The sequence below is a fragment of the Bacteroides sp. 3_1_13 genome, assembly GCF_001185845.1.
Lineage (GTDB): Bacteria > Bacteroidota > Bacteroidia > Bacteroidales > Bacteroidaceae > Bacteroides > Bacteroides xylanisolvens.
Genome location: NZ_KQ236956.1, coordinates 674,027 through 699,319, shown reverse-complemented (window position 1 = coordinate 699,319; position 25,293 = coordinate 674,027). Strand labels below are relative to the sequence as shown.

Here is a 25,293-nt window from a genome sequence, read left to right as displayed (position 1 = left end):
CCAATAAGTAGATGACCTATGGACACAGATGATACACTAATTATGAGAACATTATTATAAAAGGGTTGAGTAAGGACTACTCGAGAAAAGGAAATAAGGACTTTCTGCTAAAAAAATGACCTCCGACAAACCAATTGCCAGAGGCCACAAATCAATATATAATTTACATAAATGAAAAATCAATCAATATCCCATCTCATGCAATGCACGACATAATTGATCGGGACATGAAGTCGGTCTGCCACCACAACGCACTCCTTCAAGTTTTGTAATCACATCCGCTACCTTCATCCCTCTCACAAGGCGGGAAAGACCTTGAAGGTTACCATTACATCCTCCCCAGAAAGCAACTTCCTTCACCACTCCATCTTCCACATTCAGTTCGATATTCGTGCTGCAAGTCCCCTGGGTCTTATAAACATATTCCATAACCTGTCTTACTCCTCTTCCCCTTCTTCCGGTTGCATGTTGGTATAGACAGTCTGCACGTCATCAAATTCTTCCAGACGTTCGATCATCTTATCCAATGTTTCGCGTTGTTCCGGAGTAACCTCTTTCAAGTCGTTCGGGATATAAGTGAAGTCTCCACCGACATCTTCAAAGCCACATTCTTCCAAATGCTTCTGAATAGCGGCGTAGCTCTTAGGATTACCATAGATAGTGATTGTTCCCTCTTCATCATCTTCTTCATATTCATCTTCCACGTCATAGTCGATCAGATCGAGAATCAGTTCTTCCATATCCAATCCGTCTTTCTTCTTGAAAGTGAACACACATTTGTGGTCGAAAAGGAACGCAAGAGAACCCATTGTACCCAGATTGCCACCGAACTTATTGAATACCGAACGAACGTCAGCCACCGTACGAGTTGTGTTGTCTGTCAATGTGTCTACAAACACAGCAATACCGTGAGGGCCGTATCCTTCATAAGTCATGCTCTTGTAGTCGCTCTGGTCTTTACCCATTGCGTTTTTGATAGCACGTTCAATGTTATCCTTCGGCATGTTTTCACGCTTACAAGTAGCGATCACCGAACGCAGCGTCGGGTTGTTTTCAGGTTCCGGACCGCCTGCCTTTACAGCGATAGCGATTTGTTTACCCAGTCTTGTAAAAGTTTTAGCCATGTGGCCCCATCTTTTCAGTTTAGCGGCCTTTCTATATTCAAATGCTCTTCCCATTGGTTTATATTTTTAATAATGACAATTTTAAGTTTATCTAAGTTTGGCACCCAGTTTATCTTCCAGGTTCTTCACCAGTTTCGACATGATCTTATCAATCATCTTATCATTCAAAGTCTGGTTTTCATCCTGAAGCAGGAAGCTCACCGCATACGACTTCTTACCCGCTTCGAGGTTCTTACCTTCATATACATCGAAGAGTTCCACTTCTTTCAACAGCTTCTTCTCTGTTTCGTATGCAATCTTTTCGATTTCGGCAAATTGTATATTCTTATCAAGCAACAATGCCAAGTCGCGTTTCACAGCAGGGAATTTGGAAATTTCCTTGTAGCTGATCTTCACAGAACGGATGGCTTTCATCAATTCCTTCCAGTTCAAGTCGGCGTAATATACTTCATTGTCGATATCAAATGCTTTCAACAGCTTCTTAGTTACAATACCGAAAGAAGCAAGACGTTTTCCGCCCTTCGTGTTGACAGAGAGTGCGGCAGCAAAAACATCGTCTGTCAGATTACCTACAACCAGATTGTGCAAATCCAGTCCCAGACGCTTTAATATATTTTCTACGTACGCTTTCAATTCATACACCGAACTATTTTCATCCGCATGCGCCCATGAATTGGAAACCTTCTTACCGGTTACCCACAAGCCCAGGTGATAATCTTCCGAATAAGGAGCCAGTACCTTCTCTTCGTTCTTCTTGTCAGCATTGAAATAATAACAGTTACCGAATTCGAAGAATTTCAAATCAGCGTTCTTACGATTGGCGTTATGAGCAATGCTTTCCAGTCCGCCGAACAGCAAGGTCTGACGCATAGCATTCAGATCAGCACTCAACGGATTGAGCAACATCACCAGGTGATTGGACGGATAAGCCTCCAACCCATCATAATAAGCAGCACGAGTCAGTGAGTTGTTCAGAATTTCATTGAATCCACAACCCACCAGTTGTTCTGCAATCAGATTCTGCAATTTATTCGACTTGTCGTGCTCACCCTTTGTAGTCAGACTGGAGTTCAACGTAGTCGGAATTTCCACATTATTATATCCATAGATACGAAGAATATCTTCAATCACATCGCAATCACGCTGCACGTCTACACGATAAGGAGGAACAGCCAATGTCAGTCCTTCTGCCGTTTCATTGGTAATCTTCATTTCCAGGCTGGTCACAATGCTCTTGATTGTCTCTACCGGAATCACTTTACCTACCAAAGAATGTACTTTTTCGTAAGCAAGATCGACGATAAAATCCTGTGCAGGAGTAGTGAATACATCTTTTATTTCAGAAGAAATCGTACCGCCAGCCAGTTCTTTCACCATCAAAGCAGCCAGTTTCAGGCAATAAATCACGCCGTTCGGATCGATACCACGTTCGAAACGGAAAGAAGCATCCGTATTCAAGCCATGACGACGAGCCGTCTTACGCACCCATGTAGGATGGAAATAAGCACTTTCGATGAATACGTCTGTCGTAGCTTCCGTAGAACCGGAGTCCAGTCCGCCGAATACGCCGGCAATACACATGGCCTCTTCCTTGTTGCAAATCATCAGGTCGCGTTCGTTCAACTTACGCTCCACTTCATCCAACGTAACGAACGGAGTACCTTCGGGCATTGTTTTCACAATCACTTCATTGCCTTTAATCTTTCCGGCATCGAAGCAATGCAACGGCTGACCGAAAGCATGAACGATATAGTTCGTAATATCCACTACATTATTAATAGGGCGCACACCGATCAGGCGCAATTTGTTTTGCAGCCATTCCGGACTCTCCTTCACCGTTACACCTTTCACGGTAACACCGGCATAATGCGGACAAGCTTCGCTGTTTTCAACCTTCACTTCGATATTCAAGTCATGGTTTTCCACTTTAAAGCCATCCACTGACGGGCGTTGTAAAGTTGCCTGACGACCGTTCTGAATCAGATAAGCATACAGGTCACGAGCTACCCCATAGTGAGAGCAGGCATCCGCACGGTTAGGCGTGATATCCACTTCCAGTACATAATCGCTCTTGATATTATAATAATCCTTGGCAAGCGTACCCGGAACAGCAGTTTCCGGCAATACGATGATACCTGCATGATCCGTACCGATCCCAATTTCGTCTTCAGCACAAATCATACCTGTAGATTCTACCCCACGGATTTTTGATTTCTTGATGGTAAAACATTCGTCACCGTCATAAAGTTTCGTACCTAAAGTAGCTACCACCACTTTCTGTCCGGCAGCCACATTCGGGGCCCCACAAACAATCTGTACCGGTTCACCGTCTCCCAGATTAACAGTAGTAATATGCAAATGGTCAGAATTAGGATGTTCCGTGCAGGTCAGCACTTCACCGATCACAAGTCCTTCCAAACCACCTTTAATGGTTTGCACTTCTTCTACACCACCTGTTTCCAAGCCGATAGAAGTCAACGCAGCAGCCGTTTCATCGGGCGTCAGGTCGAAGTTGACATACTCTTTCAGCCAGTTATAAGAGATATTCATATACTTAATTTTTTATTGTTTCTCAAAAAGATTCGCAAAGTTAATAAGATTTTTCGGTTGACCGAGAAGGATCTTAAAAAAGTTGAGAGTTGAGAGTTGAAAATTGAGAGTTGAAAGTTACTATACAGAACTACAAGCCTCCCTAAAAAATATTGCGCAGCCCACTCTCAACCCTCAACTCTCAACTCTCAACTTCTTCAACTAGAACGGCAAAGGTCCATCCCCCGGTGCTCCAAACGGATTGTCCGTTTGTGGCGCAAAATCAGGCGCGGGAGGAGGTACGGAACCTGCATTACCTGTATTCATTTTCGATCCTAACATAGCCCCGGCAGGCTCACCCGGCATCGGGATAACCATATCGTCCTCCGGATTGGAGAAACGGGTAAATTCTCCCTTAAACCGGAGCAACACCTCGCCTACCGCACCATTACGATGCTTGGCGATGACAATCTCCGCCATACCACGCAGGTCATTACCACGATCATCCTGATAAATCTTATAGTATTCCGGACGGTGGATAAAGCACACCATATCGGCATCCTGCTCGATGGCTCCCGATTCACGAAGGTCACTCAACTGCGGACGTTTACCATCAATACCTTCACGACTTTCCACACCACGATTCAACTGCGACAGTGCGATGATCGGAATATTCAACTCTTTCGCCAGTCCTTTCAACGAACGGGAAATGGTACTAACCTCTTCCTGACGGCTACCAAACGCCATACCGCTCGCATTCATCAACTGAAGGTAGTCAATAATAATGATTCTCACTCCATGTTCACGTACCAGACGACGCGCTTTTGTTCGAAGTTCAAATACAGACAGAGACGGAGTATCATCCACGTAAAGCGGTGCATCCATCAGATTCTTCAGTTTATAGTCCAACTGTTGCCACTCATAACCGGCCAACTGTCCGCTCTTGATCTTTCCACTCTCAATTTCGCAGACATTCGCAATCAAACGGTTCACCAACTGAACGTTACTCATTTCAAGCGAAAACAACGCCACCGGGTTCCGATAATCGACAGCAATATTCTTAGCCATAGAAAGGACAAAGGCGGTCTTACCCATCGCAGGACGTGCAGCAATAATGATAAGGTCGGAATTCTGCCAACCGGAAGTCATCTTGTCGAGCTTTGTAAAACCACTCTCAAGACCACTCAAACCGTCGGTTCGCGCCGCAGCCTTCTGAATCAGCTTATAGGCTTCGTCAATCACCGGATTGATCTGCGTATAATCCTTTTTCATGTTCTGCTGCGAAATCTCAAAAAGTTTACCTTCCGCTTCCTGCATCAAGTCGTCCACATCCAGCGTTTCATCAAACGCCTTACTCTGGATATTGCTTGTAAACGTAATCAACTCACGCGCCAGAGATTTCTGTGCAATAATACGGGCGTGATACTCAATATGCGCTGATGAAGCCACCTTACTACTCAATTGAGTAATATAGAACGGGCCTCCCACCTCTTCCAATTCTCCGCGTTTGCTAAGTTGTTCCTTTACAGTCAGAATATCCACCGGCTTCTGATTCACCGCAAGATCGGTGATAGCAGAATAAATCAACTGATGCCGGCGTTCGTAAAAAGATTCGGGACGAAGAATCTCACTCACCAATGAGTAAGCATCCTTTTCAATCATCAAAGCTCCCAGAACTGCTTCTTCCAGTTCAGGTGCCTGCGGCTGAATACGTCCATAATCATTTACCGGTTGTACCTTAGTAGACTTTGTATTGCGGGTATTTCTTTTCTGTTCGGCCATCGAGGTATTTACTATTTTACAATTTACTATTTACTATTTTGCGACCGGACAGACTCCTTTATAACAGAGTTTTTCCAGTCGGGACGACAAAGATAGAATATAATCATGAAGAATGGATAAGGAAAAATGAAGATTTTACTAACTTTGCTCCCGAATTACATTCAACACATGATTAATTGTCATGTGCAGCACTGCAAATAGTAAATCGTAAATTGAAAAATAGTAAATAACCTTATGCTCGCTTTTCCTAATATCAAAATAAACCTGGGACTTTCCATCACGGAAAAACGCCCGGACGGATATCACAATCTGGAAACCGTTTTCTATCCGGTAGCCCTCGAAGACGCTCTCGAAATCCGTACTTCTTCTGAAACAGAAAAGAAGATTACCCTCCACCAGTATGGCATGGAGATAGCCGGCAATCCGGAAGACAACCTGGTGGCAAAGGCCTATTCATTGCTGGATAAGGAGTTTCATCTTCCCCCTGTCGAAATTCATTTGTATAAGCATATTCCCTCGGGAGCCGGACTGGGGGGCGGTTCATCCGATGCCGCTTTTATGCTAAAGTTGCTCAACGATCATTTTCAGCTGGAATTATCCGAAGAACAGCTGGAGGTATATGCCGCCACTTTGGGAGCGGACTGTGCTTTCTTTATTAAAAACAAGCCGACCTATGCCGAAGGGATCGGAAACCTGTTCTCACCAATCGAGCTTTCATTAAGCGGTTACCAAATCATGATTGTCAAACCGAACGTTTTCGTTTCTACCCGGGAAGCCTTTTCAAATATCCACCCGCACCGTCCGGAATATCCGGTCAAAGAGGCAATCCTGCGTCCAGTTGCAGAATGGAAGGATATCCTAATCAATGATTTTGAAGCAAGTGTATTCCCGCAACATCCCGTTATTGGGGAAATTAAAAGAGAACTCTATCATCAAGGAGCGATCTACGCCTCCATGAGCGGCTCCGGCTCATCCGTATTCGGGCTGTTTGCTCCCGGATTCGTCTTACCGGAAATTGATTGGGGAACTGACATGTTCTGCTTCAAAGGCACATTATAAGAATAACCTTATATCCCCAGTATTATATTAGCGTCAATATTCAGTTTCCGGCTCATTTCACGAGCTACTTTCAATGTAGGCTCACATCTTCCTGTAAGATAATCACTAACACGAGAAGGACTTACACCAAGCAGTTCCGACAACTTAGCTTGGTTTATTCCCATCTCGTACATTCGTAGTTTCATGACATCAACCAAAGATGGAGACTTGATAGGATAATGTTCTTTTTCATACTCCTCTACAAGTCCTGACAATAAATCTAATTCTATAAGATTTCTGTCCGTCAAAGGAGTATCATCATCTACCAATGGAAGAAGTTCTTCTATTCTTTCCATTGCAGCCATATAAGCTATTTCATTTTGAATCTTTGCCATAACTATGCATTTTTAACATCTAACTTATCATAATCAGCATGAGTACCAATAAAGCGAATCAGCACTGTTTTTATAGTGAACTTAATAACAACTACTAACCGATAATTGTTACCTCTAATATTAAACACATAATGTTGGTTACCTACGTTATCAACACTATTGAATGTTTTTTTCATGTCAGCAAAGCAAGTCCATTCCGCTCTTTTTGTTTTATGATACCACTCTTCAAGTGCTACTTCAGCATCCGGATTATCAGTATAATAATCTATTATTTTACTTCTGGCTATTATTCTCATGTACTTTAGTTTATGCAAATGTAGCTATTTGGTTTTGAAATACAAAACATTCTATTATTTTTCAACAAAAAGCACTTGAAATATTCACCAAGCATAAACAAAAAAAAAACGGTACCACGACTCACGTCGTAGTACCGTCACAACACAAACACAAAATAAAACACGACAAAACTACTATGCAATCTTTCCTGTCTATGCCGGGGAGGCATAAGTACCATTTACGTATATTCGCATACTCATAAACAGCTTCAGGTCGATTAGCATCAAATAAACAAATCGCATGCACGATTTGTTTAATCTTTTATGTTTATTTTAAAACAAATCTCTTTTATTGAATCCCTCTTTCACGGAGTTTCAGCTGCCAGTTCCATGCAGAACGTAAAGTATCTTCCAAAGTTTCTACAGCCTTCCAACCCAGTTCCTGATTCGCGAAATCCGGATTCGCCCAAACTTTTTCAATGTCGCCTGCACGACGTCCGACAATCTGATAATTCAATTTTACGCCGGTGGCTCTTTCAAAGCCATTTATTAATTCCAATACAGAAACGCCACGTCCTGTACCGATATTGAACACTTCCACTTTTTCTTTTTGTGTCTTTTCCAAGATACGACGGATAGCAATCACGTGGGCTTTAGCCAAGTCAACAACATTGATAAAGTCACGGATACAAGAACCGTCCGGTGTATCATAATCATCACCAAACACACTTAGTTTCTCACGGATGCCGATGGCGGTTTGGGTCAGATATGGAATCAGGTTTTGAGGAACCCCATTAGGCAGTTCACCCAGCAATGCCGTAGGATGCGCACCAATCGGATTGAAATAGCGCAGCATAATCGCATTGATCGGAGCACCTGAAGCTACCGTATCACGAATAATCTCTTCATTGATCTGTTTCGTATTTCCGTATGGCGATTCCGCTTTCTTAATCGGAGCCTTTTCTGTCACCGGCAATTCATCCGGCTGGCCGTATACTGTACAGGAAGAAGAGAACACAATACCTTCTACTCCATGTTTTGGCATCAGTTCGAGAAGGTTAATCAAAGAAACCAGGTTATTACGGTAGTAAAGCAACGGTTTCTGTACCGATTCTCCTACTGCTTTGCTCGCTGCAAAGTGAATGATCGCCTTAATTCCTTTATATTTTGTAAATACTGCATCAAGACCAGCAAAGTCCAGGCAATCCAGCTTTTCAAAAACTGGGCGAATACCGGAAACTTTCTCTATATTGTCAACAACATCAGCACTTGAATTTGATAAATTATCGATGATGATTACTTCATATCCACTGTTTTGTAGTTCTACAACAGTATGAGACCCTATGTATCCTGTCCCGCCTGTTACTAAAATTCTTTCTTTCATATACTTTATAAAAATGGTTAGTTTCTCGGCTTATCATTGTTTGAGTTACAAATGTATGGAAATAAAATGGAATAGCAATAATTTGCCACAATTTTATTTGCTGAAAAGTAATTTAGGTACGATTGGGTGGCAATCAGGTATAAAAAAGAATTGGAAACTCAAAGCTGTATGTCGCCATACAGCAGAGCTTCCAATCCCCTATTTAATTATCAACTGTAAATCCTTACACCACGCCGGAGAATCCCATGAATGCCATAGCAAGCAAACCGGCGGTAATCAAGGCAATCGGAGTGCCTTGCATTCCTTTAGGTACTTTCACAAGGCTCATCTGTTCGCGCAATCCGGCAAAAAGCACCAGTGCCAGACCGAAACCGATGGCCGTAGAAAACGCGTACACAACACCTGTCAGCAGGTCGTAGTCTTTCTGAATCACCAGGATAGCCACACCAAGAATACAACAGTTGGTTGTAATCAAAGGCAAGAACACGCCCAAAGCCTGATACAGAGCAGGCGATACTTTTTTCAGAATGATTTCCACCATCTGCACCAATCCGGCAATGACCAGAATGAACGTAATCGTCTGCAAATATCCCAGCCCGAAAACATCCAATACAAACTTCTGAATCAGGAAGGTAACGATGGTAGCGATGGTCAACACGAAAGCAACCGCAGCGCTCATACCCATCGCAGTCTCTACTTTCTTGGATACGCCCAGGAACGGACAGATACCCAAGAACTGCGACAACACGATGTTGTTTACAAAGATTGCCGAAATAAATATCAATATATATTCCATATTCTTTTCTTATTTAATTGAATTAGGCTTTCTTGAAACTGTTAATCAGCGCAATGAGGTATCCCAAAGCGATGAAAGCACCTGGAGCCAATACAAATACCAACATTCCATATTCTTCCGGCATGATGGTCAGATCGAAAATCTTACCGGTTCCCAGAAATTCACGGACAGCACCCAGCAATGTCAGGGCAATGGTGAAACCAAGTCCCATGCCGATACCGTCGAACATAGAAGCAACTGCGTTATTCTTGGCGGCGAATGCTTCGGCACGTCCCAACACAATACAGTTCACTACAATCAACGGGATGAAAAGTCCGAGCGTAGCGTACAGTCCCGGCACGTATGCCTGCATCACCATTTGAAGCAAGGTTACGAAAGATGCGATCACCACGATAAACGACGGGATACGCACCATATCCGGAATCAGGTTCTTGATTAAAGAGATCACCACATTCGAGCAGATCAAAACGAACATGGTAGCCAGTCCCATACCCATACCATTGATGGCCGACGAAGTCGTACCCAATGTAGGACACATACCGAGCAGGAGTACAAACGTAGGATTCTCTTTGATAATCCCGTTCATCATTACTTTAAAGTTATTCATATCTGTCTCCTTTCTTATTTAGCACTGACCGAATCAGTAAGTTCAACTTTTATCGTAGCTCCTGTAGCAGCATCAGAGTCTGCACCTGTAGCCTTTTGAGAAGCACCGCTGACACCGTTCACTTCACCACCTTCGGCCTTATAAGCCTGATAAGCAGCATTTACAGCATTCAAAAACGCACGTGAAGTAATGGTAGAAGCTGTAATGGCATCCACCGCTCCCCCATCTTTGCTGACGGTCAACGGAGCTTCACCCGGATTCATCCCCAAAATAGACTTTTTACTCTCTTCATGAGACACAGCCTGTTCTCCCTTGGCCGGGTCGTATGCTCCGAACCATTTGTCGGCTTTAGAGCCCAGTCCCGGAGTTTCCGCGTGAGCGAGTAACGAGTAATTATAGATTTTACCTTCGGCGTTAAAGCCTACCAACACTTTCAGTTCGCCACCAAATCCCATTGATTTAGCTTCGACGGCCGTTCCTACCAATTCTTCGCCGTTCTTAGCCGGATAAACGATAAAGTCAACGTTCTTCTTTCCGTCTTTCTCGCTGAAAATCGTATCGCTTTCCGCTACCGGATTATTGGTAAATTCGGGAAGAACCTTTTTCAAAGCCTCGTTCAGTGTCTTCGCATTCGCTTCGGCAATGGGGCCTTTTGTCAGTTCATTTACATAAGCCAGCAACGCTACGGAGACAGCAGTCACGCCCGTAAGTACCAGCAACATATTCTTTAAAGATGATTCTAACTTTTTCATTTCTTCTTCGCTACCTCCCCAAAGCGTTTTGGTTTACAATAGGTGTTAATCAGCGGAGTGAACGCATTCATAATCAGGATAGCGAACGACATACCTTCGGGATAAGCACCGAACAGACGGATGACAACCGTTAGCAGACCGATACATACACCATAAATCAACATTCCTTTCTTACTCATCGGAGAAGTCACATAGTCGGTTGCCATAAAGACAGCACCCAGCATCAGACCACCGGAGAGCAACTGCAATATCGGAGAAACATATTTTTCCGGATCTGCCAAGTGCATGATACCTGCAAAGATAAACACGGTAGCCAGGATAGACACAGGAATATGCCAAGTGATGATCTTCTTCCAGAGCATATAAACCAGTCCGATCAATAGAGCCAATGCACTCACTTCACCCAAGCATCCGCCATTCTGTCCGATCAGCAAACTCAATGCATCCGGAATCTGGTTTAAAGCATCCATAGCCGCACTTTTATCTGCAGCATGAATCGCTTGTTTCATCAATGCCAGCGGAGTGGCACCGGTGGTAGCATCCGTATAAGCGGTCAACTGTCCGACTACCGGCCAGCTGGTCATCTGCACCGGGAAAGAAAGCAACAGGAACACACGTCCTGCCAGTGCCGGATTAAAAGGATTGCAACCTAATCCGCCGAAAGACATTTTGCCTACACCGATAGCAAACAGTGCACCCAGAATGATAATCCAGATAGGGAGATTAGACGGTAAGTTGAATGCCAGCAACACACCTGTGATGATGGCAGAGCCGTCGCAGATGGTAGTGGTAGGTTTCTTCATTAAATATTTCCCGATCGCCCATTCGAAGAACAAACAAGCTGCAACGGAAGTAGCCGTGACAATCAGGGCACCCAGTCCGAAGAAATAGAGAGACACCAGAAAAGCCGGAATCAGTGCGATCAGCACGCCATACATATTTTTCTGTACGCTGTCTCCGCCATGAACGTGGGGTGATAGTGATACGATTAATTTATTTTCCATATTCGTTATTTTTTAGCTTGACGTGCACGAATCATAGCACCTACTTTGCCTTTGCCCAGACGACAGTAGTCGAGCAGCGGACGGTTGGCAGGACAAGTGAACTGGCAAGAGCCGCACTCGATACAATCCATGATTCTTTCTTTTTCCATTGTTTCAAAATCTCCGTTTTCGGACAAAGCTCCGAGCAAGTACGGTTCCAGTCCCATCGGACAGGCACTCACGCACTTCGCGCAACGGATACAGGTTTGAGCTTCGCCGCGTTTGGCTTCCTTCTGATTCATAATCAGGATACCGGAACTGCCCTTCGCAGTAGGAACCTCGATATTTACGAGCGCCTTACCCATCATCGGACCGCCACCGATCACCTTACCCGTATCTTCGGGCAGACCGCCGCAAGCGTCAATCAACTGTTTCATCGGTGTACCGATACGAGCCAGGAAGTTGGAAGGTTTCGCAACCGACTTTCCTGTCACGGTAATCACACGTTCGAACAACGGCTTATTTTTCTGTACAGCTTCATAAACGGCAAATGCTGTTCCCACGTTCTGCACGACTGCTCCCGTAGAGATAGGCAATGCACCGCTCGCTACCTGACGTTTGGTAATCGCGTCGATCAGCTGCTTTTCACCTCCTTGCGGATATTTCACCTTCAAGGGCACTACTTCGATACCTGCATAGCTGGAAGCCACTTTGGTCATCAGTTCGATAGCATCCGGCTTATTATTTTCGATTCCGATAAATGCCTTGTTCACTTTCACCGCTTTCATCAGGATAGAAACACCCACCATGATTTCTTCCGCGTGTTCCAGCATCAGCTGATGGTCGGCAGTCAGGTAAGGTTCACACTCTACGGCATTGATAATCACACATTCAGCCTTGAAAGAAGGAGGAGGACAAAGTTTCACCTGCGTAGGGAAACAAGCACCGCCCAGACCTACGATTCCAGCATCGGCAATCTTCTTCACGATCTCTTCTGCGGAAAGTTCACACTCTTTCACCAGTGTGGTGCTACGGTCGATTGTCTCTTCCCATTCGTCGCCTTCCACATCAATGAAGATGGCAGGTTTCGCATAACCGCTGGCATCGACTATGGTATCAATCTTCGCCACTTTACCACTGACCGAAGAGTGAATTGCTGCCGAAACAAAGCCGGCAGGTTCGGCAATCCGTGTGCCTACCTTTACCACATCCCCTTTCGCTACAACCGGTTTTGCAGGCGCACCGATGTGCTGCCCCAGCAAAATAACAGCCTTTGCAGGAACTTCCGCTGTGATAATAGGTTGATGTGCCGACAATTTATTTTCGTGTGGATGAACTCCACCAATTGAAAATGTCTTTAACATACAGTTCTGTATTTTTTTCTGTTATTATTCTGTTACTTTCGGAGCTTCTGTAGCCTTTGCAGCAGGAGTTTCCACTTTTGTAGCCGGTTTCGGAGCAGCCGGTGCTTCTTCTTTCGGTTTCCGCGGCGGGAAATTCAACTCGATAATGCTATTCTGCGGACAAACTTCCACACATTTCCGGCAAGATTTACACTTGTTCGGATCGATGTAAGCCAAATTGTTTTCCAGCGTAATAGCCTCGAACGGACAAGTCTTCACACACTTGCCACAGCCGATACAGCTCACTGTACAAGCCTTACGTGCCACCGCTCCCTTGTCTTTATTCACACAAGAGACATACACGCGGCGTGACTTCTTTCCTTGCGGACGGATTTCGATGATCGCCTTCGGACAAGCCTTCACACAGGCGCCACAAGCGGTACATTTCGCTTCATCCACTTCCGGAAGTCCCGTTTCAGGATTCATGTGGATGGCATCGAACTGACAAGCAGCCACACAGTCACCACACCCCAGACATCCGTAACTACATCCCGTTTCCCCACCATACAGCGAAGCGGCAATAGCACAACTCTTCGCACCATCATATTGGTTGGTACGCGGACGATTGGCACACGTTCCGTTACATCTTACCACTGCTACCATCGGTTCAGCTTCACCGGCTGCAAGTCCGAGGATATCAGCAATTTGTGCCATGACAGGTTGTCCACCTACGGGGCAGAATTTACCATCCAGCGAACCGGCTTTGACGCAAGCGTCGGCAAATCCGCTACAACCGGGATAGCCACATCCACCACAATTAGCCTGGGGAAGCACTTCTCCCACCTGAGCAATCCGCGGGTCTTCATACACGGCAAATTTCTTGGAAGCCACATAAAGAATAGCGGCCAGCACGAGCGCTATAGCTCCCAATGAAATCACTGCAATCAGAATCAAATTCATAATGTTTTTAGTTATTTATTGGTTTTATAGTAAATGAAAATTGTTGTTTGAGTCGCGTTTTATTGAGCCACAAAACGAAATAATAAGGTATAAGGACAGCCAGAGAAAGAAGTGCTGCATACAACTCATTCTCTATCCACGCCATCAAAAGAAACAATGAAAATATAAGAAGTACGAAAGGAAGTACGAAAGCCAATACCACTGCCATCATGCCCATCGACGTTTCGCCGACCACCATCACCTTCTCTCCCACCTGATAGGAAGAAGCCGCGGTATCTATAATATCTATGATTTTGTCCTTACTATCCGCCGAGGAACAATGCCCCTTTGCGCTACAAGCCGCGCAAGCCGATGTCTGGACAATCCTCACCGACAGATGAGAACCTTGGATGTTTTCCACAATACCTAGATGCTTTATAGTATTATTCGTCATTTTGCAAACTCCGCATTACAAATCGCGGCAAATTTAATCATTATTTGTGAACTACGAAGCATTCCCCCAACTTTTTCTACATAATAAATTGTTATTTTTTGCGTTTTCGTTATCGCACACGGAAAAGATATAGCTACCATTTGATATTTTTCAAGAATGGCAAATAGACATCCTAAACAAAAAATCCCAGCCGTTTTATTTATTCAGCCGGGATTTTCCATCAATTATTTCACAGATTACTCCACTATCCATTTCTCAATATTACGCATTTTCGCGTTAAAGTTCACTCCTATTTTAAATAATCGGCGATTGCCGCCAGCTTCAAAAGGAAGTGCATAATGTTTCTCGTTGATTTGTCGTAAGGCGTCTTCCGCTGTCCCGTCAAGTTTGAATTCTATCACATAAACAAACTTATCAGTTTGCAGAACTAAGTCGATACGTCCTTCACTTGTGTGGTATTCCGCCTTCACATAAAATCCGACCAGTTTAAAGACTATAAAAAGTACATTCTGATAATGCAATTCCAAATCACGGATAAGCTCATAAGGAGTATCAGCAAAGAAACTCCGGAGACGACGGAAAAAAGAATCATAATCTCCAGCTTCTACTTCACTAACAAATTTTTGTATTTCAAACTCCGACTCTACCGCATTGGTGTTTGCATAAAAAGGAAGCAAGAATTTGACAAACCCTTCCTCTACTTCGCGATTCGGGAAACCCAAGCTATAAATGCCAAAACGCTCTTCATATCCTTTGATAGTGAGATAACCGCTCTGATAAATGACCGGAATGGGATTGTCCGATGTTGAATCAATACTGTTCAATACAGCGGCACTCGTTTCCTCATGCGCCATACGTTCCAAGTCATAATGATGTTTTTTCAGCAACTCCACTAGATAAGTAGGAGTTCCCGTTTCAAACCAATAACTACCGAACTCTCTATATTTAAAAGTATTAAGCAAGCTGAACGGATTATATATTCCGATAGAATTGTATGTAAAATGATAGCCATCATAGTACTCCCTCAATCTATTGCACAGTTCACCATAAGTCAGCTCCTTTGCATCCGCCAGTTCATGCAGTTCAATTTCCAGATTATCATGCAATTCTTTTTCAGAAACTCCGCAAAGATCCACGTATTGCTTCCGCATTGAGATGTCATCGAGATTATTTAAATCGCTGAACACGCTTACCTTACCAAATTTCGTCACTCCCGTCAAAAATGCAAACTGAATACAACCATCCATGGTCTTCAGCACACTATAAAAAGCTTTCATGGTATTACGGAATTCCTTCTGAAGCTCCTCGTTACCTATTGCTTGTAACATGGGCTTATCATATTCATCTATCAGAATGACCACACGCTGCCCGGTTTGCTCATAAGCCCGTTCAATAAGGCCGCGAAAACGCAATGCAAAAGTTGTTTCCGACGGAGCGGTGCCATATTGCTGTTCCCATTTCTCCAATGTGAAATTCAATATACTATCCAGGCTCTCCCGCGTATCATACTTCTCCGTATTAAGATCGATATGAAAAATGGGATATGTAGTCCAATCCTTTTCCAGCTTTTCCATGGCCAAGCCCTCAAAAAGTTCTTTCTTGCCCAAGAAATACGCTTCAAGCGTAGATATCAACAGACTTTTTCCAAAACGACGGGGACGGCTCAAGAAATAATAACTGCCTGTCTTCACCATCTGATAAATCAAAGCAGTCTTATCAATATAGAAATAACCGTCTTTCCGGATTTTTTCAAAGTTCTGTATGCCAATGGGGTATATCTTGCTACTCATACGCTTCTTTTTCTTAAATTATAAAAATTACCAGACAAATCTTCCATATCAATCTTATTTTTCACAAAGCTACAAAAAAAATCCATTCATAAAGACCGCAGGCGGGAAACTTTTTCCCGCCTGCCGCTTTTACCTTATCTGTTTTTTCACCGTTCTCCTCTCTCCTCCTCTTTTCTTCTCCTGTATCGAAAATACATTCTCCTCCATTCATCCCAGATAACTCCGGCTTCCTCTTCATTGAAGGCATCCAGACAGCACTCCACCACTTTTACGTAATCACTCAATGGGCGTTTTGCCCCTTTTTTAAATCATTAAAAGTGGAGTGGCCGATGTGTACGCTCTTCCGTATTTCGTCATTTTTCAAATCCGCACGCTTTTGCAACTCTCCTATGTAAACTCCTAAAGCTACATATAAACCTTTTTCATTTTCCATTCTTTTTTATTGTTAAAATTACACCGTAACGGTTAATTATTTTCACTTTCATCCCAACATGTCGGGACGATGTCTATTTTGCATTTACTAATTTTACGCCGTGTTTTGAAACACACTCATATTTTTTTGCAAAAATAAACATTTTAACTTGAAACAAAAAGAAAATGATGCCAAACAACTACAGAATGTCCTATTTCATGCCACCTATCGCTCCTATCAAAGACAAACAAGGCCGACTGATGACTCCTCCCACGCTTATCCCCTTCTGCGAAGTCTCCATCGAACAAGTTTTCCAAATGATTACTTGCAACGAGAATCTCAAAGCCCTGACCGAACAAGTGCGCAACTCCGAAGATATACGAACCGCCAAAGCGTCATTACTACCGTATGTGACCCCCTGCGGCACATTCACCCGCCGTAGCAGTAAGGATTTCGTCTCCCCGTCTCACCTGGTGATAGTAGATGTGGACGGTCTCCACTCTTATCAGGAAGCAGTGGAAATGCGACGTATGCTCTATGACGATCCTCTCCTACAACCTGTACTCACCTTTGTCAGCCCCAGCGGACTGGGTGTAAAGGCATTTGTTCCCTGCCATTATTCCTCCACGACAAATGACATCCAAAATATCACAGACAACATGAGTTGGGCGATGCGGTACGTAGAGACGGCATACAATACGGTAACAGCAGTTTCTTCCGAAACAAAATCCAAAGTAGATTTCTCCGGCAAAGACCTCGTGAGATCCTGTTTCCTTAGTTACGACCCGGAAGCATTGTTCAGAACCACCAACGAATAAATCATAAATCAAAAATCATAAATCAAAATGACCGATATTGAATCTTTACGCCGTCTCACCGAAGCAGTCGAAACGGCAGGAGCGGACATTGCTCCCACTTATCTTGAATACGTACAATTGTCATTCGCCATCGCAACGGATTGCGGCGAAGCAGGACGTGAGTTTTTTCACCGCCTGTGCCGGGTATCTCCCAAGTATCAGCGCGAACATGCCGAACGGGTATTCTCCAACGCACTCCACACCCAACGTGGAGAAGTGCACCTGGGCACCGCTTTCCACCTTGCCGAAGCGACGGGAGTAAGCATCTGCATAGAAGAAATGCCCAAACATCCCACAGGTACAAAAGGTACAGCAGGTACAGCACGCAAATTTCCCCCACACACGGGCGCGCATAATAAGGTGGGAAATGACAATATCTCCGATGATAAAGAAGGGGAAGAAGAACTATTACCAGGCAGTGAACCACAACATCAATTGCCCACTTTTCCGGAAAACGACTGGCCGGAATTTTTGCAACGTATCATAAAAGCCGGGAGCAACCCAATACAACACGACATCATGTTATTGGGAGCGCTCACTGCCCTGGGTGCTTGTATGTCGCGCCACGTGCGATGCCTATATGGCGGCAAATACCATCACCCCAGCCTCCAATGTTTCGTAGTGGCTCCTTCGGCTTCCGGCAAAGGTATCCTTTCCTACATCCGCTTACTCGTGGAACCTATCCACGACGAGATCCGCAAAGAAGTGGCCATACAGATGAAAGCATACAAAAAAGAGAAAGCCGAGTATGATGCAATGGGAAAAGAACGAACCAAAAAGGAGGCTCCACAAATGCCCCCTAACAGGATGTTCCTCATTTCGGGCAACAACACCGGTACGGGTATCCTACAAAACATCATGGACTCCGACGGAACCGGACTTATCTGCGAAGCGGAAGCGGACACTCTTTCCACCGCCATCGGATCGGACCACGGTCATTGGAGCGATACCCTGCGCAAAGCGTTCGACCACGACCGCTTGTCCTACAACCGCCGCACCGACCAGGAATACCGGGAAGTGAAGAAAAGCTATCTTTCCGTCCTGATTTCGGGTACGCCGTCGCAAGTGCAAACTTTCATTCCGACGGCAGAAGACGGATCATACTCCCGCCAATTATATTATTACATGTGCGGAATCAGTAAATGGATCAGCCAATTTATGGACAACGAGATAGATTGGGAGGAGATATTCACCGCTATGGGACTGGAATGGAAAGAAAAGTTGAGCGTGATAAAATCGCACGGCATTCATACCCTGCAACTCACGGATGAACAAAAAGAAGAAATCGACACCGTCTTTTCCGACTTGTTTGAACGCTCCAGTGTAGCTAATGGAAGGGAAATGTATAGTTTTGTGGCACGTCTGGCTGTCAATCTATGCAGAATCATGTCGGAAGTAGCCGTATTGCGTGCTCTCGAAAGCCCGCAGCCCTACGACTTCAAGACCTCCCCCACCTCTCCTTTCACACCGGACAAGGAGATTCCTGCGGACAACCGCAAAGATGACATCATCACTCGTTGGGATGTATCCATTTCACAGGAAGACTTTCATGCTGTGCTTAGTCTTGCGGAACCTCTCTACTGTCATGCCACGCATATTCTATCGTTCCTCCCCAATACAGAAATCAGCCACCGTCCTAATGCCGATCGTGATTATCTTTTCCAGAAACTGGGTGATGAATTTACTCGTACCCAGTTACTGGAAGAAGCAGTTGCCATGGGAATTAAAGAAAACACAGCCCTCACTTGGCTGAAACGGCTCACCAAACACGGAAAATTAATCAGTATGGACGGTAAAGGGTTGTATACGCGTGCGTGTGTGTATGAGTGAACCGGAAAAAGTGTACCTACTGTACCCGTTTTATTTACGGATGCAGTAGTCATTTCAATTACCACATCCGTTTTGACTGAAACAATCGTTTGTCATGCATAAAGCATCGCTTTAGGAGGTGTAAAGCTAAGCTTTAGACATCGTAAAGCGGTGCTTTATACACCATAAAGCGACGCTTAATTTAGGGCTCTCCTAAAGCATCCACAATGACTCTCACCTCCAACGGTGTGAATGAGCGTCGCTTTGATTCGTAACCTAAGTCGTACAGGCGTTGCAGAAGTCCGGGACACAAAGAGATCCATTTCTTCATCTTTCGATAGGCAGCAATGTCAGTTAGTTGCGGAGAATAGAGTTGCGCCAGTTCCATGCGCCCGTAAGCACGTATTTTAAATTCGCTCATGATGGTTATGTTTCTGATTTTCTGTTACAAAAATACGAAAAAACGACTATATAACCAACGTTTTTCCATTGAATAACCGACTATAATGACAAATAACCGACCGCTACCAGACACAACCGTATACAGCTGATTTCCGGGAGATCCGGAGTCGTATTTTTGTATCGTCGAAAGGGAAAAGAATCCCCGGACAATATGTTTAACCCTTTAATTTATTGTTTTATGATTCGTTACAAAATTTATCAGAACCAGCAGAAGAAAGGCTTGAATGCGGGTAAGTGGTTCGCCCGTGCAGTAAGCGATGAGACATTTGATTTGGCAAAGCTTGCCGAACACATGTCGAAGCACAATTCACCGTATTCCGGTGGTGTCATCAAAGGTGTGCTTTCGGATATGGTAGATTGCATCAAGGAATTGTTGCTGGACGGCAAGTGTGTGAAAATCGATGATCTTGCCATTTTTGGTGTGGGTATTCGTAGTAAGGCAGCCGATACGCTGGAAGAATTCTCGTTGGAGAAGAATATTAGCGGCATGCGTCTGAAAGCTCGTGCCACCGGTAATCTGTCTACCACGAACCTGAAGCTCGACAGCCAGTTGAAGCAGCAGGCGGAGTATCAGAAACCGACAACTGCCGGCGGAGGTTCTGATTCGGGTGACAACCCTGATCCAAAACCGGATGGAGGTGGTGAAGCGCCTGACCCAGCTGCCTAAAAGATTCACCACAGACTACACAGATTTCCACAGATTATATTGAATTGGTAGTTGCTAAAGTAGTCGATTATTTATCTGTGTGAGTCTGTGTAGATTGTGGTAAACCTATGGCAAACCTACAGTAAATCTGTGGTAAATCTGTGGTAAAAGAAAACTATTATTAATTTATTTAAAACCTGTTATTGTATGAGTAAATCATCATCTTCCCGCTCTGTATGGAGCTTAGTTCTCAAAATCGTTATCACTGTAGCCACCGCCATCGGAGGTGTGTTCGGAATACAAAGTTGCATGTAACCCCATGCGGACTATTACATTAATTATCATTCATTGCAGTGCCACGCCGGAAGGAAAGTCCCTTTCGGCGGAGGCTTGCCGACAGGATCATATCTTGCACCGTGGTTTCCGTGATATTGGCTATCATTTTTACATCACTCGTGATGGGGAGATTCACCGGGAACGTGCGTTAGAAAAGGTCGGGGCACACTGCCGTAATCATAACACCCATTCGATAGGTGTTTGTTATGAGGGAGGATTGGATGCGAACGGAAAACCGAAAGATACGCGTACATTGGAGCAAAAAGGAGCTTTGCTTGCCTTGTTGAGGGAGTTGAAAAGGCAGTTTCCGAAAGCACTGGTCGTGGGACACCGGGACTTGAATCCGATGAAAGGATGTCCGTGCTTTGATGCGGTGAAAGAGTATTCCCAAATAATTTCTTATCAAGAATAGCTCCAAAAGCGGTTTTCAAAGACACTATAAAATTAAAAATAAGGCGTGATACCACTCGATCTCACGCCTTTTTATAGCCATTTTCCAACAATACCCAATCGTTATTTTCACTCATCTAGTTATCTCTCCTTCTTACTCTGATTTATACGCTCCATCTTTAGCCTCAAATATCACAGAAGGCTCAATCACCTCTACAGTATGCCATGCCCCTTTAGGGATTTGGCAACCATATTTTGCCTCAGCGGGACAGGGGTGAATGCGTTGTATTTTTCGATATTCCACCTTACGAGATACAGCTTGCACATCCATACCATGTGGGAGTCCAAGTGTACTATTTTCAGATAAAATAACTTCTCGTAAATAACTTCATCCAACTTGCCGCACAAACAAATTACAGTTTCTGTGGTATCTTCATGCCGATGGACAGGCACTTTAGTTTCTGGCAATAATGCGTTTAATATACATTAACTAATATCAGCAGACAAAGTGCGTAGACCGAAGTTCTGACGCAAGCGTGGGTTTTCCACAGCTTATTCAAATAGCATTCCTAAAAATTCTTTGTCAAATTTCATTTTTATTCGTTTTTGAGTAAGATTGAGCTTGTTCTGTTACATGTTTTCCTTGTTGAGGAATACAGATAAACTTTAAGAACATCCAAAATCCTTTTAATATTCTCATAACTTTGGTCTCCTATCAAAAAAAATATCCAAAACAAGAATGTAGTAACCATTGAAACATAAAGCCATCTGAAAACGTCTCGTATTTCCATCGTGACTTAAGGGTTTCTTTTATCAATACCCATCTACCAGTCAATGAAAATTCTTGTGATGACGTTGATATACGTTCAGACAATGTGTCATTCAAGAGTTATCAGCCTTTTCCGTCGAGTATATTCTCTTCACCGTACATGATATAATCTGCCAGATGATTCATGCTTTGCACGAATCGCAATAACCCAAATTCCTTTGCTGTATTTTCAAAGATACTCCAATTCAAACACTCTGCATATTTTAGTCTGAACATCATCCAGTCGCAAATATGTCTTAGCGAAATGCCTTCACGCAGAAAATGGTTCTTTGCGTGTTCCGTCAGAAACAGAGCATTGAACATAGCACAGGGAATTTCTATACCCGATTTTCTTTCTTCTGAAAACGACATTGTTTCCCCAATTCTTTCTAACCTATTTGTTCTTTTGCTTCCACGAATCTGTGTGCAAAATCTATGTTTTTACATGAAGTCCCTTAAACGTAAAAGAAGAATTCTTATAATATTCTCTGTTTACCATTACACCAAAGGATTCCACTATTTCATTGCCTTGTTCGTATGCCGTCTCTTTTCCTTTAACAAGAAAAAGAGACGGCATCTCCGCATTATCTATGATATGAAATAGGGCAACACAGGCTAACGGCTATTCCTTTCAGCACTAATATCCTCATACTTTTTTTCGCAAAGGCATCAACTAACATTATAGCCGATTGTTCCTGTCGCTTACAGTTCTTCTCTATTAGCAACGACAAACCTATCTATTTTAACAATAATGATTGGGCAGGCTTGATATCCAAGTCTTTTAATGCATCAAAAGTAAAAGCCGCCACTCCTTGCTTTTGCGAAACCTCATAAATGTCCTCCCATATCCCGGCTCCGTCATAGAGGAGAAAAGGGTTTCGTCTATTGGTTTTCCAAGCTGGGAATGACGGAGTAAGGATAATAGCCCAAGAAGCGTAATGTCCATTAATCCTTTATCTTACAAAGTGTTTAATAAGACCGTTTACTATAAAAAAGCACACGTTAAATGCTGCCGAAACATTGTCTATTTTTTCGTTTATTGTCTGTATCTCCCATACTTGTCGAATACTCTTCCATTTGTTTGAAGACAACGACCCTGAGACGACACGGTAATGCGACAACACTTCATTAAGTCCCCAACACACGGTACCGTCTCTCATCAACATCAGCCACGTAGCATAATCCTGTCCACCTCTACGAAGTGGCATTTGGAAATCACCAGTCTGATTGCGGTCTATAATGACTGTTGATGTAGCAATCATAGTGTTATGCAACAAGAAACGATAAGTGATTTTTTCTCGCACATTGCGTACAGAACCAAGAGCCTCGCCATTTTCATTTACTGTGTCCATAGCTGTGCAACAGATGGCTGCATTATGTCCCTTAATAAAAGCCATCTGTTTTTCCAGTTTACCTTCAACCCACATATCGTCACCATCAAGAAAAGCGACATAACGACCTGTTGCTATGTCAAGAGCCTTATTGCGAGCCACAGCAGCACCACTATTCTTTTCAAGTTTGTGATACACAATGTTTGAATACTCCTCCTGCAAGTTTCTGATGACCGCTGCCGAGTTGTCTGGTGTGCAATCATCCACCAAAACTACCTCTATGTCAGGATAGTTCTGGTGGACTACAGATAGTATCGTATACTCGATAAATCTCTCTACCTTATATACAGGTATGATTACCGATATACGCTCATTCTCGTACAATGCCATATCCTAATATATTGGCGTTAACCAGTTAAGACGGTTCTGCAGTTTGCCTTGTACGCACTCCAAATACTTCAAATGTATATTCTTTGCAACCTCGCCTTGCTCACCCGTGCCTATTAGATAAAGGTCTATGGTATATATAGGTGTCACCTCCATAGCACTACCGCAAAGGAAAGCCTCATCTGCCATATAGACCTCAGTACGATCTATGGTACGCTCTTCAAACTTCAAACCGAGTTCTTCTGTCGCCAACTTTATGATAGTATCACGTGTAATTGATTCCAACACACTATCTGTCAGTCGAGGGGTTATCAGTGTATCCCCCTTCACCATGAAGAAACAGCTGCCTGGTCCCTCGGCAATCTTTCCAGCCTCGTTCAAGAAAATACAGGTGTCATAACCGTTACGCAAAGCTTCACGCTGCCCCACACGGCTGTTAATATAGTTGGCCCCACACTTGATTCTCGGACTCAGGTTCTCATCACTGATGCGTCTCCATGAGGTGATGCAGCAGTTCAGCCCTTTCTTGTTATATTCTGCACTAGTGCGTCCACGTGGAATGGGAGCCACGAACATCTCGACAGGTCCGTCAGAACCCCATGAGCCGAAACCGTCAACAAACAGGGTCTGGCGTACTGACAGATTCTCGTCGTATTCATTTGCCTTTATCGTGTCTACCAATGCTTTCGTAAAATCCGCCTTGGTATATTTCAGGTCAAACTGTATCAGTTTTGCTGAACGAATCAAACGGTCGTAATGATCACTCAGACGAAAGGCATATAGTTGCTTCTGTTCGTCGTTCCAGTAGCATGGAATGCCCTCAAACACATTTAGTCCAAACTGTGATGTAGGTGACAACACATTTACCTTGGCATCATTAACATTCAGAATTTCGCCTTTCAGCCAAATTCTACGATTTGCAACATCGTATTTCATTTTATCTATATTTTAAGTTGTTCTTATTCTGTTGTTTATTCTTCATCCGGCAGATGGGCAATACGCTTTACTTCTTCATCGTCTAATGCAGCCGATTCTTCTGCACTCATGCCTTCACGTTGCTCTTCATTGATGTTGGCACTTTGAAAAACCTTTGCCACTGTCCACCATATTATTTTAATGTCCAGCCAAAAGCCTTCTTTCTTGAAGCGGTCTATATACTCATTGTCAAGCGTTACTTTCTCATCCCATGAGTTTTCGTTTCTGCCCTTACATTGTGCTAAGCCCGTAATGCCACCTTTCATCTGGAAGCGTTTCTTGTATTTCTTGTTCAACGTGTCAAAGTCTCCCAACTCGTAAGTTACGCATGGGCGTGGTCCCACTACCGAGATGTCACCCATCAACACATTAAAAATTTGTGGCAATTCATCTATAGAAGTCCTGCGGATAATAGCACCAGCCTTTGTTATGCGAGGGTCGTTGTCATAACTGAACAACCCAGAACCCATGTTCTCTGCATTCACTACCATTGAACGGTATTTCCACATTTTGAATATACAACCATTCTTAGTCCTGCGTCCTTGTTTGAACAGTATCGGTCCTTTTGAATCAGTCTTAATCCAAATGCCTATAACTACCCATACCGGCAACAAAACAACAATAGCACATGTTGAAGAACAGATGTCGAACAATCGTTTTATAAAGAGATTGAATTGTAGCCACATATA

Annotated in this window: 28 protein-coding genes and 1 pseudogene; 6 read left to right on the top strand and 23 right to left on the bottom strand. The window is 43.7% G+C overall.

The features are described 5' to 3' along the window. Positions 1-183: 183 nt before the first annotated feature. The 4 genes from HMPREF9009_RS15285 to dnaB all read right to left on the bottom strand — a co-directional run bounded on the left by HMPREF9009_RS15285 (position 184) and on the right by dnaB (position 5,435). Positions 184-429 (bottom strand): TIGR03905 family TSCPD domain-containing protein, encoded by a 246-nt coding sequence (locus HMPREF9009_RS15285; RefSeq protein ID WP_008022698.1) that lies wholly within the window; start codon positions 427-429, stop codon positions 184-186. 8 nt (positions 430-437) lie between these two features. After that, positions 438-1,178, bottom strand: coding sequence for a YebC/PmpR family DNA-binding transcriptional regulator (locus HMPREF9009_RS15280; protein WP_008022700.1), 741 nt, complete (start codon positions 1,176-1,178; stop codon positions 438-440). A 33-nt stretch (positions 1,179-1,211) separates the two neighbouring features. Further along, complete coding sequence (pheT, locus tag HMPREF9009_RS15275) at positions 1,212-3,674, bottom strand: phenylalanine--tRNA ligase subunit beta (RefSeq protein ID WP_004312761.1); 2,463 nt, start codon at positions 3,672-3,674, stop codon at positions 1,212-1,214. A 201-nt stretch (positions 3,675-3,875) separates the two neighbouring features. Next, positions 3,876-5,435 carry a replicative DNA helicase gene (dnaB, locus tag HMPREF9009_RS15270; RefSeq protein ID WP_049702619.1) on the bottom strand — a complete coding sequence of 520 codons (1,560 nt, stop codon included), beginning with the start codon at positions 5,433-5,435 and terminating at the stop codon, positions 3,876-3,878. Between the two features lie 234 nt (positions 5,436-5,669). Here dnaB and ispE point away from each other — a divergent pair, with 234 nt between their 5' ends. Further along, positions 5,670-6,494, top strand: coding sequence for a 4-(cytidine 5'-diphospho)-2-C-methyl-D-erythritol kinase (gene ispE / locus HMPREF9009_RS15265; protein ID WP_049702618.1), 825 nt, complete (start codon positions 5,670-5,672; stop codon positions 6,492-6,494). 8 nt (positions 6,495-6,502) lie between these two features. Here ispE and HMPREF9009_RS15260 read toward each other — a convergent pair whose 3' ends face one another. The 13 genes from HMPREF9009_RS15260 to HMPREF9009_RS26005 all read right to left on the bottom strand — a co-directional run bounded on the left by HMPREF9009_RS15260 (position 6,503) and on the right by HMPREF9009_RS26005 (position 16,624). Next, positions 6,503-6,868, bottom strand: a complete 366-nt coding sequence (locus HMPREF9009_RS15260) for a helix-turn-helix domain-containing protein (RefSeq protein ID WP_049702617.1) — start codon at positions 6,866-6,868, stop codon at positions 6,503-6,505. A 2-nt stretch (positions 6,869-6,870) separates the two neighbouring features. Continuing rightward, the gene (locus HMPREF9009_RS15255; protein ID WP_049702616.1) at positions 6,871-7,164 is read right to left on the bottom strand and encodes a type II toxin-antitoxin system HigB family toxin; all 294 of its coding nucleotides are present in this window, start codon (positions 7,162-7,164) and stop codon (positions 6,871-6,873) included. Between the two features lie 328 nt (positions 7,165-7,492). Next, positions 7,493-8,527: a UDP-glucose 4-epimerase GalE gene (galE, locus tag HMPREF9009_RS15250; protein ID WP_009039487.1), complete on the bottom strand. Its 1,035-nt coding sequence runs from the start codon at positions 8,525-8,527 to the stop codon at positions 7,493-7,495. Between the two features lie 223 nt (positions 8,528-8,750). Beyond that, on the bottom strand, positions 8,751-9,323 hold the full coding sequence (rsxA, locus tag HMPREF9009_RS15245; RefSeq protein ID WP_004303570.1) for an electron transport complex subunit RsxA: 573 nt from the start codon (positions 9,321-9,323) through the stop codon (positions 8,751-8,753). 22 nt (positions 9,324-9,345) lie between these two features. After that, positions 9,346-9,930 carry an electron transport complex subunit RsxE gene (gene rsxE, locus HMPREF9009_RS15240; protein ID WP_004295586.1) on the bottom strand — a complete coding sequence of 195 codons (585 nt, stop codon included), beginning with the start codon at positions 9,928-9,930 and terminating at the stop codon, positions 9,346-9,348. 14 nt (positions 9,931-9,944) lie between these two features. After that, on the bottom strand, positions 9,945-10,682 hold the full coding sequence (locus HMPREF9009_RS15235; RefSeq protein ID WP_049702615.1) for an RnfABCDGE type electron transport complex subunit G: 738 nt from the start codon (positions 10,680-10,682) through the stop codon (positions 9,945-9,947). Beyond that, complete coding sequence (locus HMPREF9009_RS15230; RefSeq protein ID WP_008022713.1) at positions 10,679-11,686, bottom strand: RnfABCDGE type electron transport complex subunit D; 1,008 nt, start codon at positions 11,684-11,686, stop codon at positions 10,679-10,681. Before HMPREF9009_RS15230 ends, HMPREF9009_RS15235 begins: the two co-directional genes overlap by 4 nt. A gap of 5 nt (positions 11,687-11,691) precedes the next feature. Next, positions 11,692-13,029, bottom strand: coding sequence for an electron transport complex subunit RsxC (rsxC, locus tag HMPREF9009_RS15225; RefSeq protein ID WP_004309220.1), 1,338 nt, complete (start codon positions 13,027-13,029; stop codon positions 11,692-11,694). 24 nt (positions 13,030-13,053) lie between these two features. Continuing rightward, the gene (locus tag HMPREF9009_RS15220) at positions 13,054-13,968 is read right to left on the bottom strand and encodes a Fe-S cluster domain-containing protein (RefSeq protein WP_049702614.1); all 915 of its coding nucleotides are present in this window, start codon (positions 13,966-13,968) and stop codon (positions 13,054-13,056) included. Between the two features lie 7 nt (positions 13,969-13,975). After that, the gene (locus HMPREF9009_RS15215) at positions 13,976-14,401 is read right to left on the bottom strand and encodes a SoxR reducing system RseC family protein (RefSeq protein ID WP_004317952.1); all 426 of its coding nucleotides are present in this window, start codon (positions 14,399-14,401) and stop codon (positions 13,976-13,978) included. A gap of 236 nt (positions 14,402-14,637) precedes the next feature. Continuing rightward, positions 14,638-16,191: an ATP-binding protein gene (locus tag HMPREF9009_RS15210; protein WP_049702613.1), complete on the bottom strand. Its 1,554-nt coding sequence runs from the start codon at positions 16,189-16,191 to the stop codon at positions 14,638-14,640. A gap of 61 nt (positions 16,192-16,252) precedes the next feature. Then, positions 16,253-16,438 (bottom strand): hypothetical protein, encoded by a 186-nt coding sequence (locus HMPREF9009_RS25820; protein ID WP_138343718.1) that lies wholly within the window; start codon positions 16,436-16,438, stop codon positions 16,253-16,255. Between the two features lie 33 nt (positions 16,439-16,471). Then, complete coding sequence (locus tag HMPREF9009_RS26005) at positions 16,472-16,624, bottom strand: hypothetical protein (protein WP_004317950.1); 153 nt, start codon at positions 16,622-16,624, stop codon at positions 16,472-16,474. Between the two features lie 167 nt (positions 16,625-16,791). Between HMPREF9009_RS26005 and HMPREF9009_RS15205 the strand changes: the two genes are divergently transcribed. Together HMPREF9009_RS15205 and HMPREF9009_RS15200 are read left to right on the top strand one after the other, a co-directional pair. Further along, positions 16,792-17,421: a BT4734/BF3469 family protein gene (locus HMPREF9009_RS15205; protein ID WP_083444235.1), complete on the top strand. Its 630-nt coding sequence runs from the start codon at positions 16,792-16,794 to the stop codon at positions 17,419-17,421. Positions 17,422-17,448: 27 nt separating this feature from the next. Next, positions 17,449-19,290: a DUF3987 domain-containing protein gene (locus tag HMPREF9009_RS15200; RefSeq protein ID WP_049702611.1), complete on the top strand. Its 1,842-nt coding sequence runs from the start codon at positions 17,449-17,451 to the stop codon at positions 19,288-19,290. A gap of 181 nt (positions 19,291-19,471) precedes the next feature. Here HMPREF9009_RS15200 and HMPREF9009_RS15195 read toward each other — a convergent pair whose 3' ends face one another. Further along, positions 19,472-19,690, bottom strand: a complete 219-nt coding sequence (locus tag HMPREF9009_RS15195; protein WP_004295574.1) for a DUF4248 domain-containing protein — start codon at positions 19,688-19,690, stop codon at positions 19,472-19,474. A gap of 219 nt (positions 19,691-19,909) precedes the next feature. Between HMPREF9009_RS15195 and HMPREF9009_RS15190 the strand changes: the two genes are divergently transcribed. The 3 genes from HMPREF9009_RS15190 (at position 19,910) to HMPREF9009_RS15185 (ending at position 21,125) form a co-directional block, all read left to right on the top strand. Beyond that, entirely contained in the window at positions 19,910-20,398 is a 489-nt protein-coding gene (locus tag HMPREF9009_RS15190) for an HU family DNA-binding protein (RefSeq protein ID WP_049703343.1), read from the top strand. A gap of 186 nt (positions 20,399-20,584) precedes the next feature. Beyond that, entirely contained in the window at positions 20,585-20,692 is a 108-nt protein-coding gene (locus HMPREF9009_RS25815) for a smalltalk protein (protein ID WP_004295566.1), read from the top strand. Between the two features lie 4 nt (positions 20,693-20,696). Continuing rightward, positions 20,697-21,125, top strand: coding sequence for an N-acetylmuramoyl-L-alanine amidase (locus HMPREF9009_RS15185; RefSeq protein ID WP_049702610.1), 429 nt, complete (start codon positions 20,697-20,699; stop codon positions 21,123-21,125). Positions 21,126-21,257: 132 nt separating this feature from the next. Here the strand turns inward: HMPREF9009_RS15185 and HMPREF9009_RS26420 are convergent. The 5 genes and pseudogenes from HMPREF9009_RS26420 to HMPREF9009_RS15160 all read right to left on the bottom strand — a co-directional run bounded on the left by HMPREF9009_RS26420 (position 21,258) and on the right by HMPREF9009_RS15160 (position 25,290). Further along, a pseudogene (locus tag HMPREF9009_RS26420) lies at positions 21,258-21,652 on the bottom strand (WbuC family cupin fold metalloprotein). Between the two features lie 343 nt (positions 21,653-21,995). Continuing rightward, entirely contained in the window at positions 21,996-22,283 is a 288-nt protein-coding gene (locus HMPREF9009_RS15175; protein ID WP_049702609.1) for a nucleotidyltransferase family protein, read from the bottom strand. 581 nt (positions 22,284-22,864) lie between these two features. Further along, positions 22,865-23,632 (bottom strand): glycosyltransferase family 2 protein, encoded by a 768-nt coding sequence (locus HMPREF9009_RS15170; RefSeq protein WP_049702608.1) that lies wholly within the window; start codon positions 23,630-23,632, stop codon positions 22,865-22,867. 3 nt (positions 23,633-23,635) lie between these two features. Continuing rightward, a complete protein-coding gene (locus tag HMPREF9009_RS15165; RefSeq protein ID WP_049702607.1) occupies positions 23,636-24,565 on the bottom strand; it encodes a branched-chain amino acid transaminase in 930 nt (309 codons plus the stop codon). Positions 24,566-24,600: 35 nt separating this feature from the next. Beyond that, positions 24,601-25,290, bottom strand: coding sequence for a sugar transferase (locus tag HMPREF9009_RS15160; RefSeq protein WP_049702606.1), 690 nt, complete (start codon positions 25,288-25,290; stop codon positions 24,601-24,603). Between the last annotated feature and the right edge of the window lie 3 nt (positions 25,291-25,293).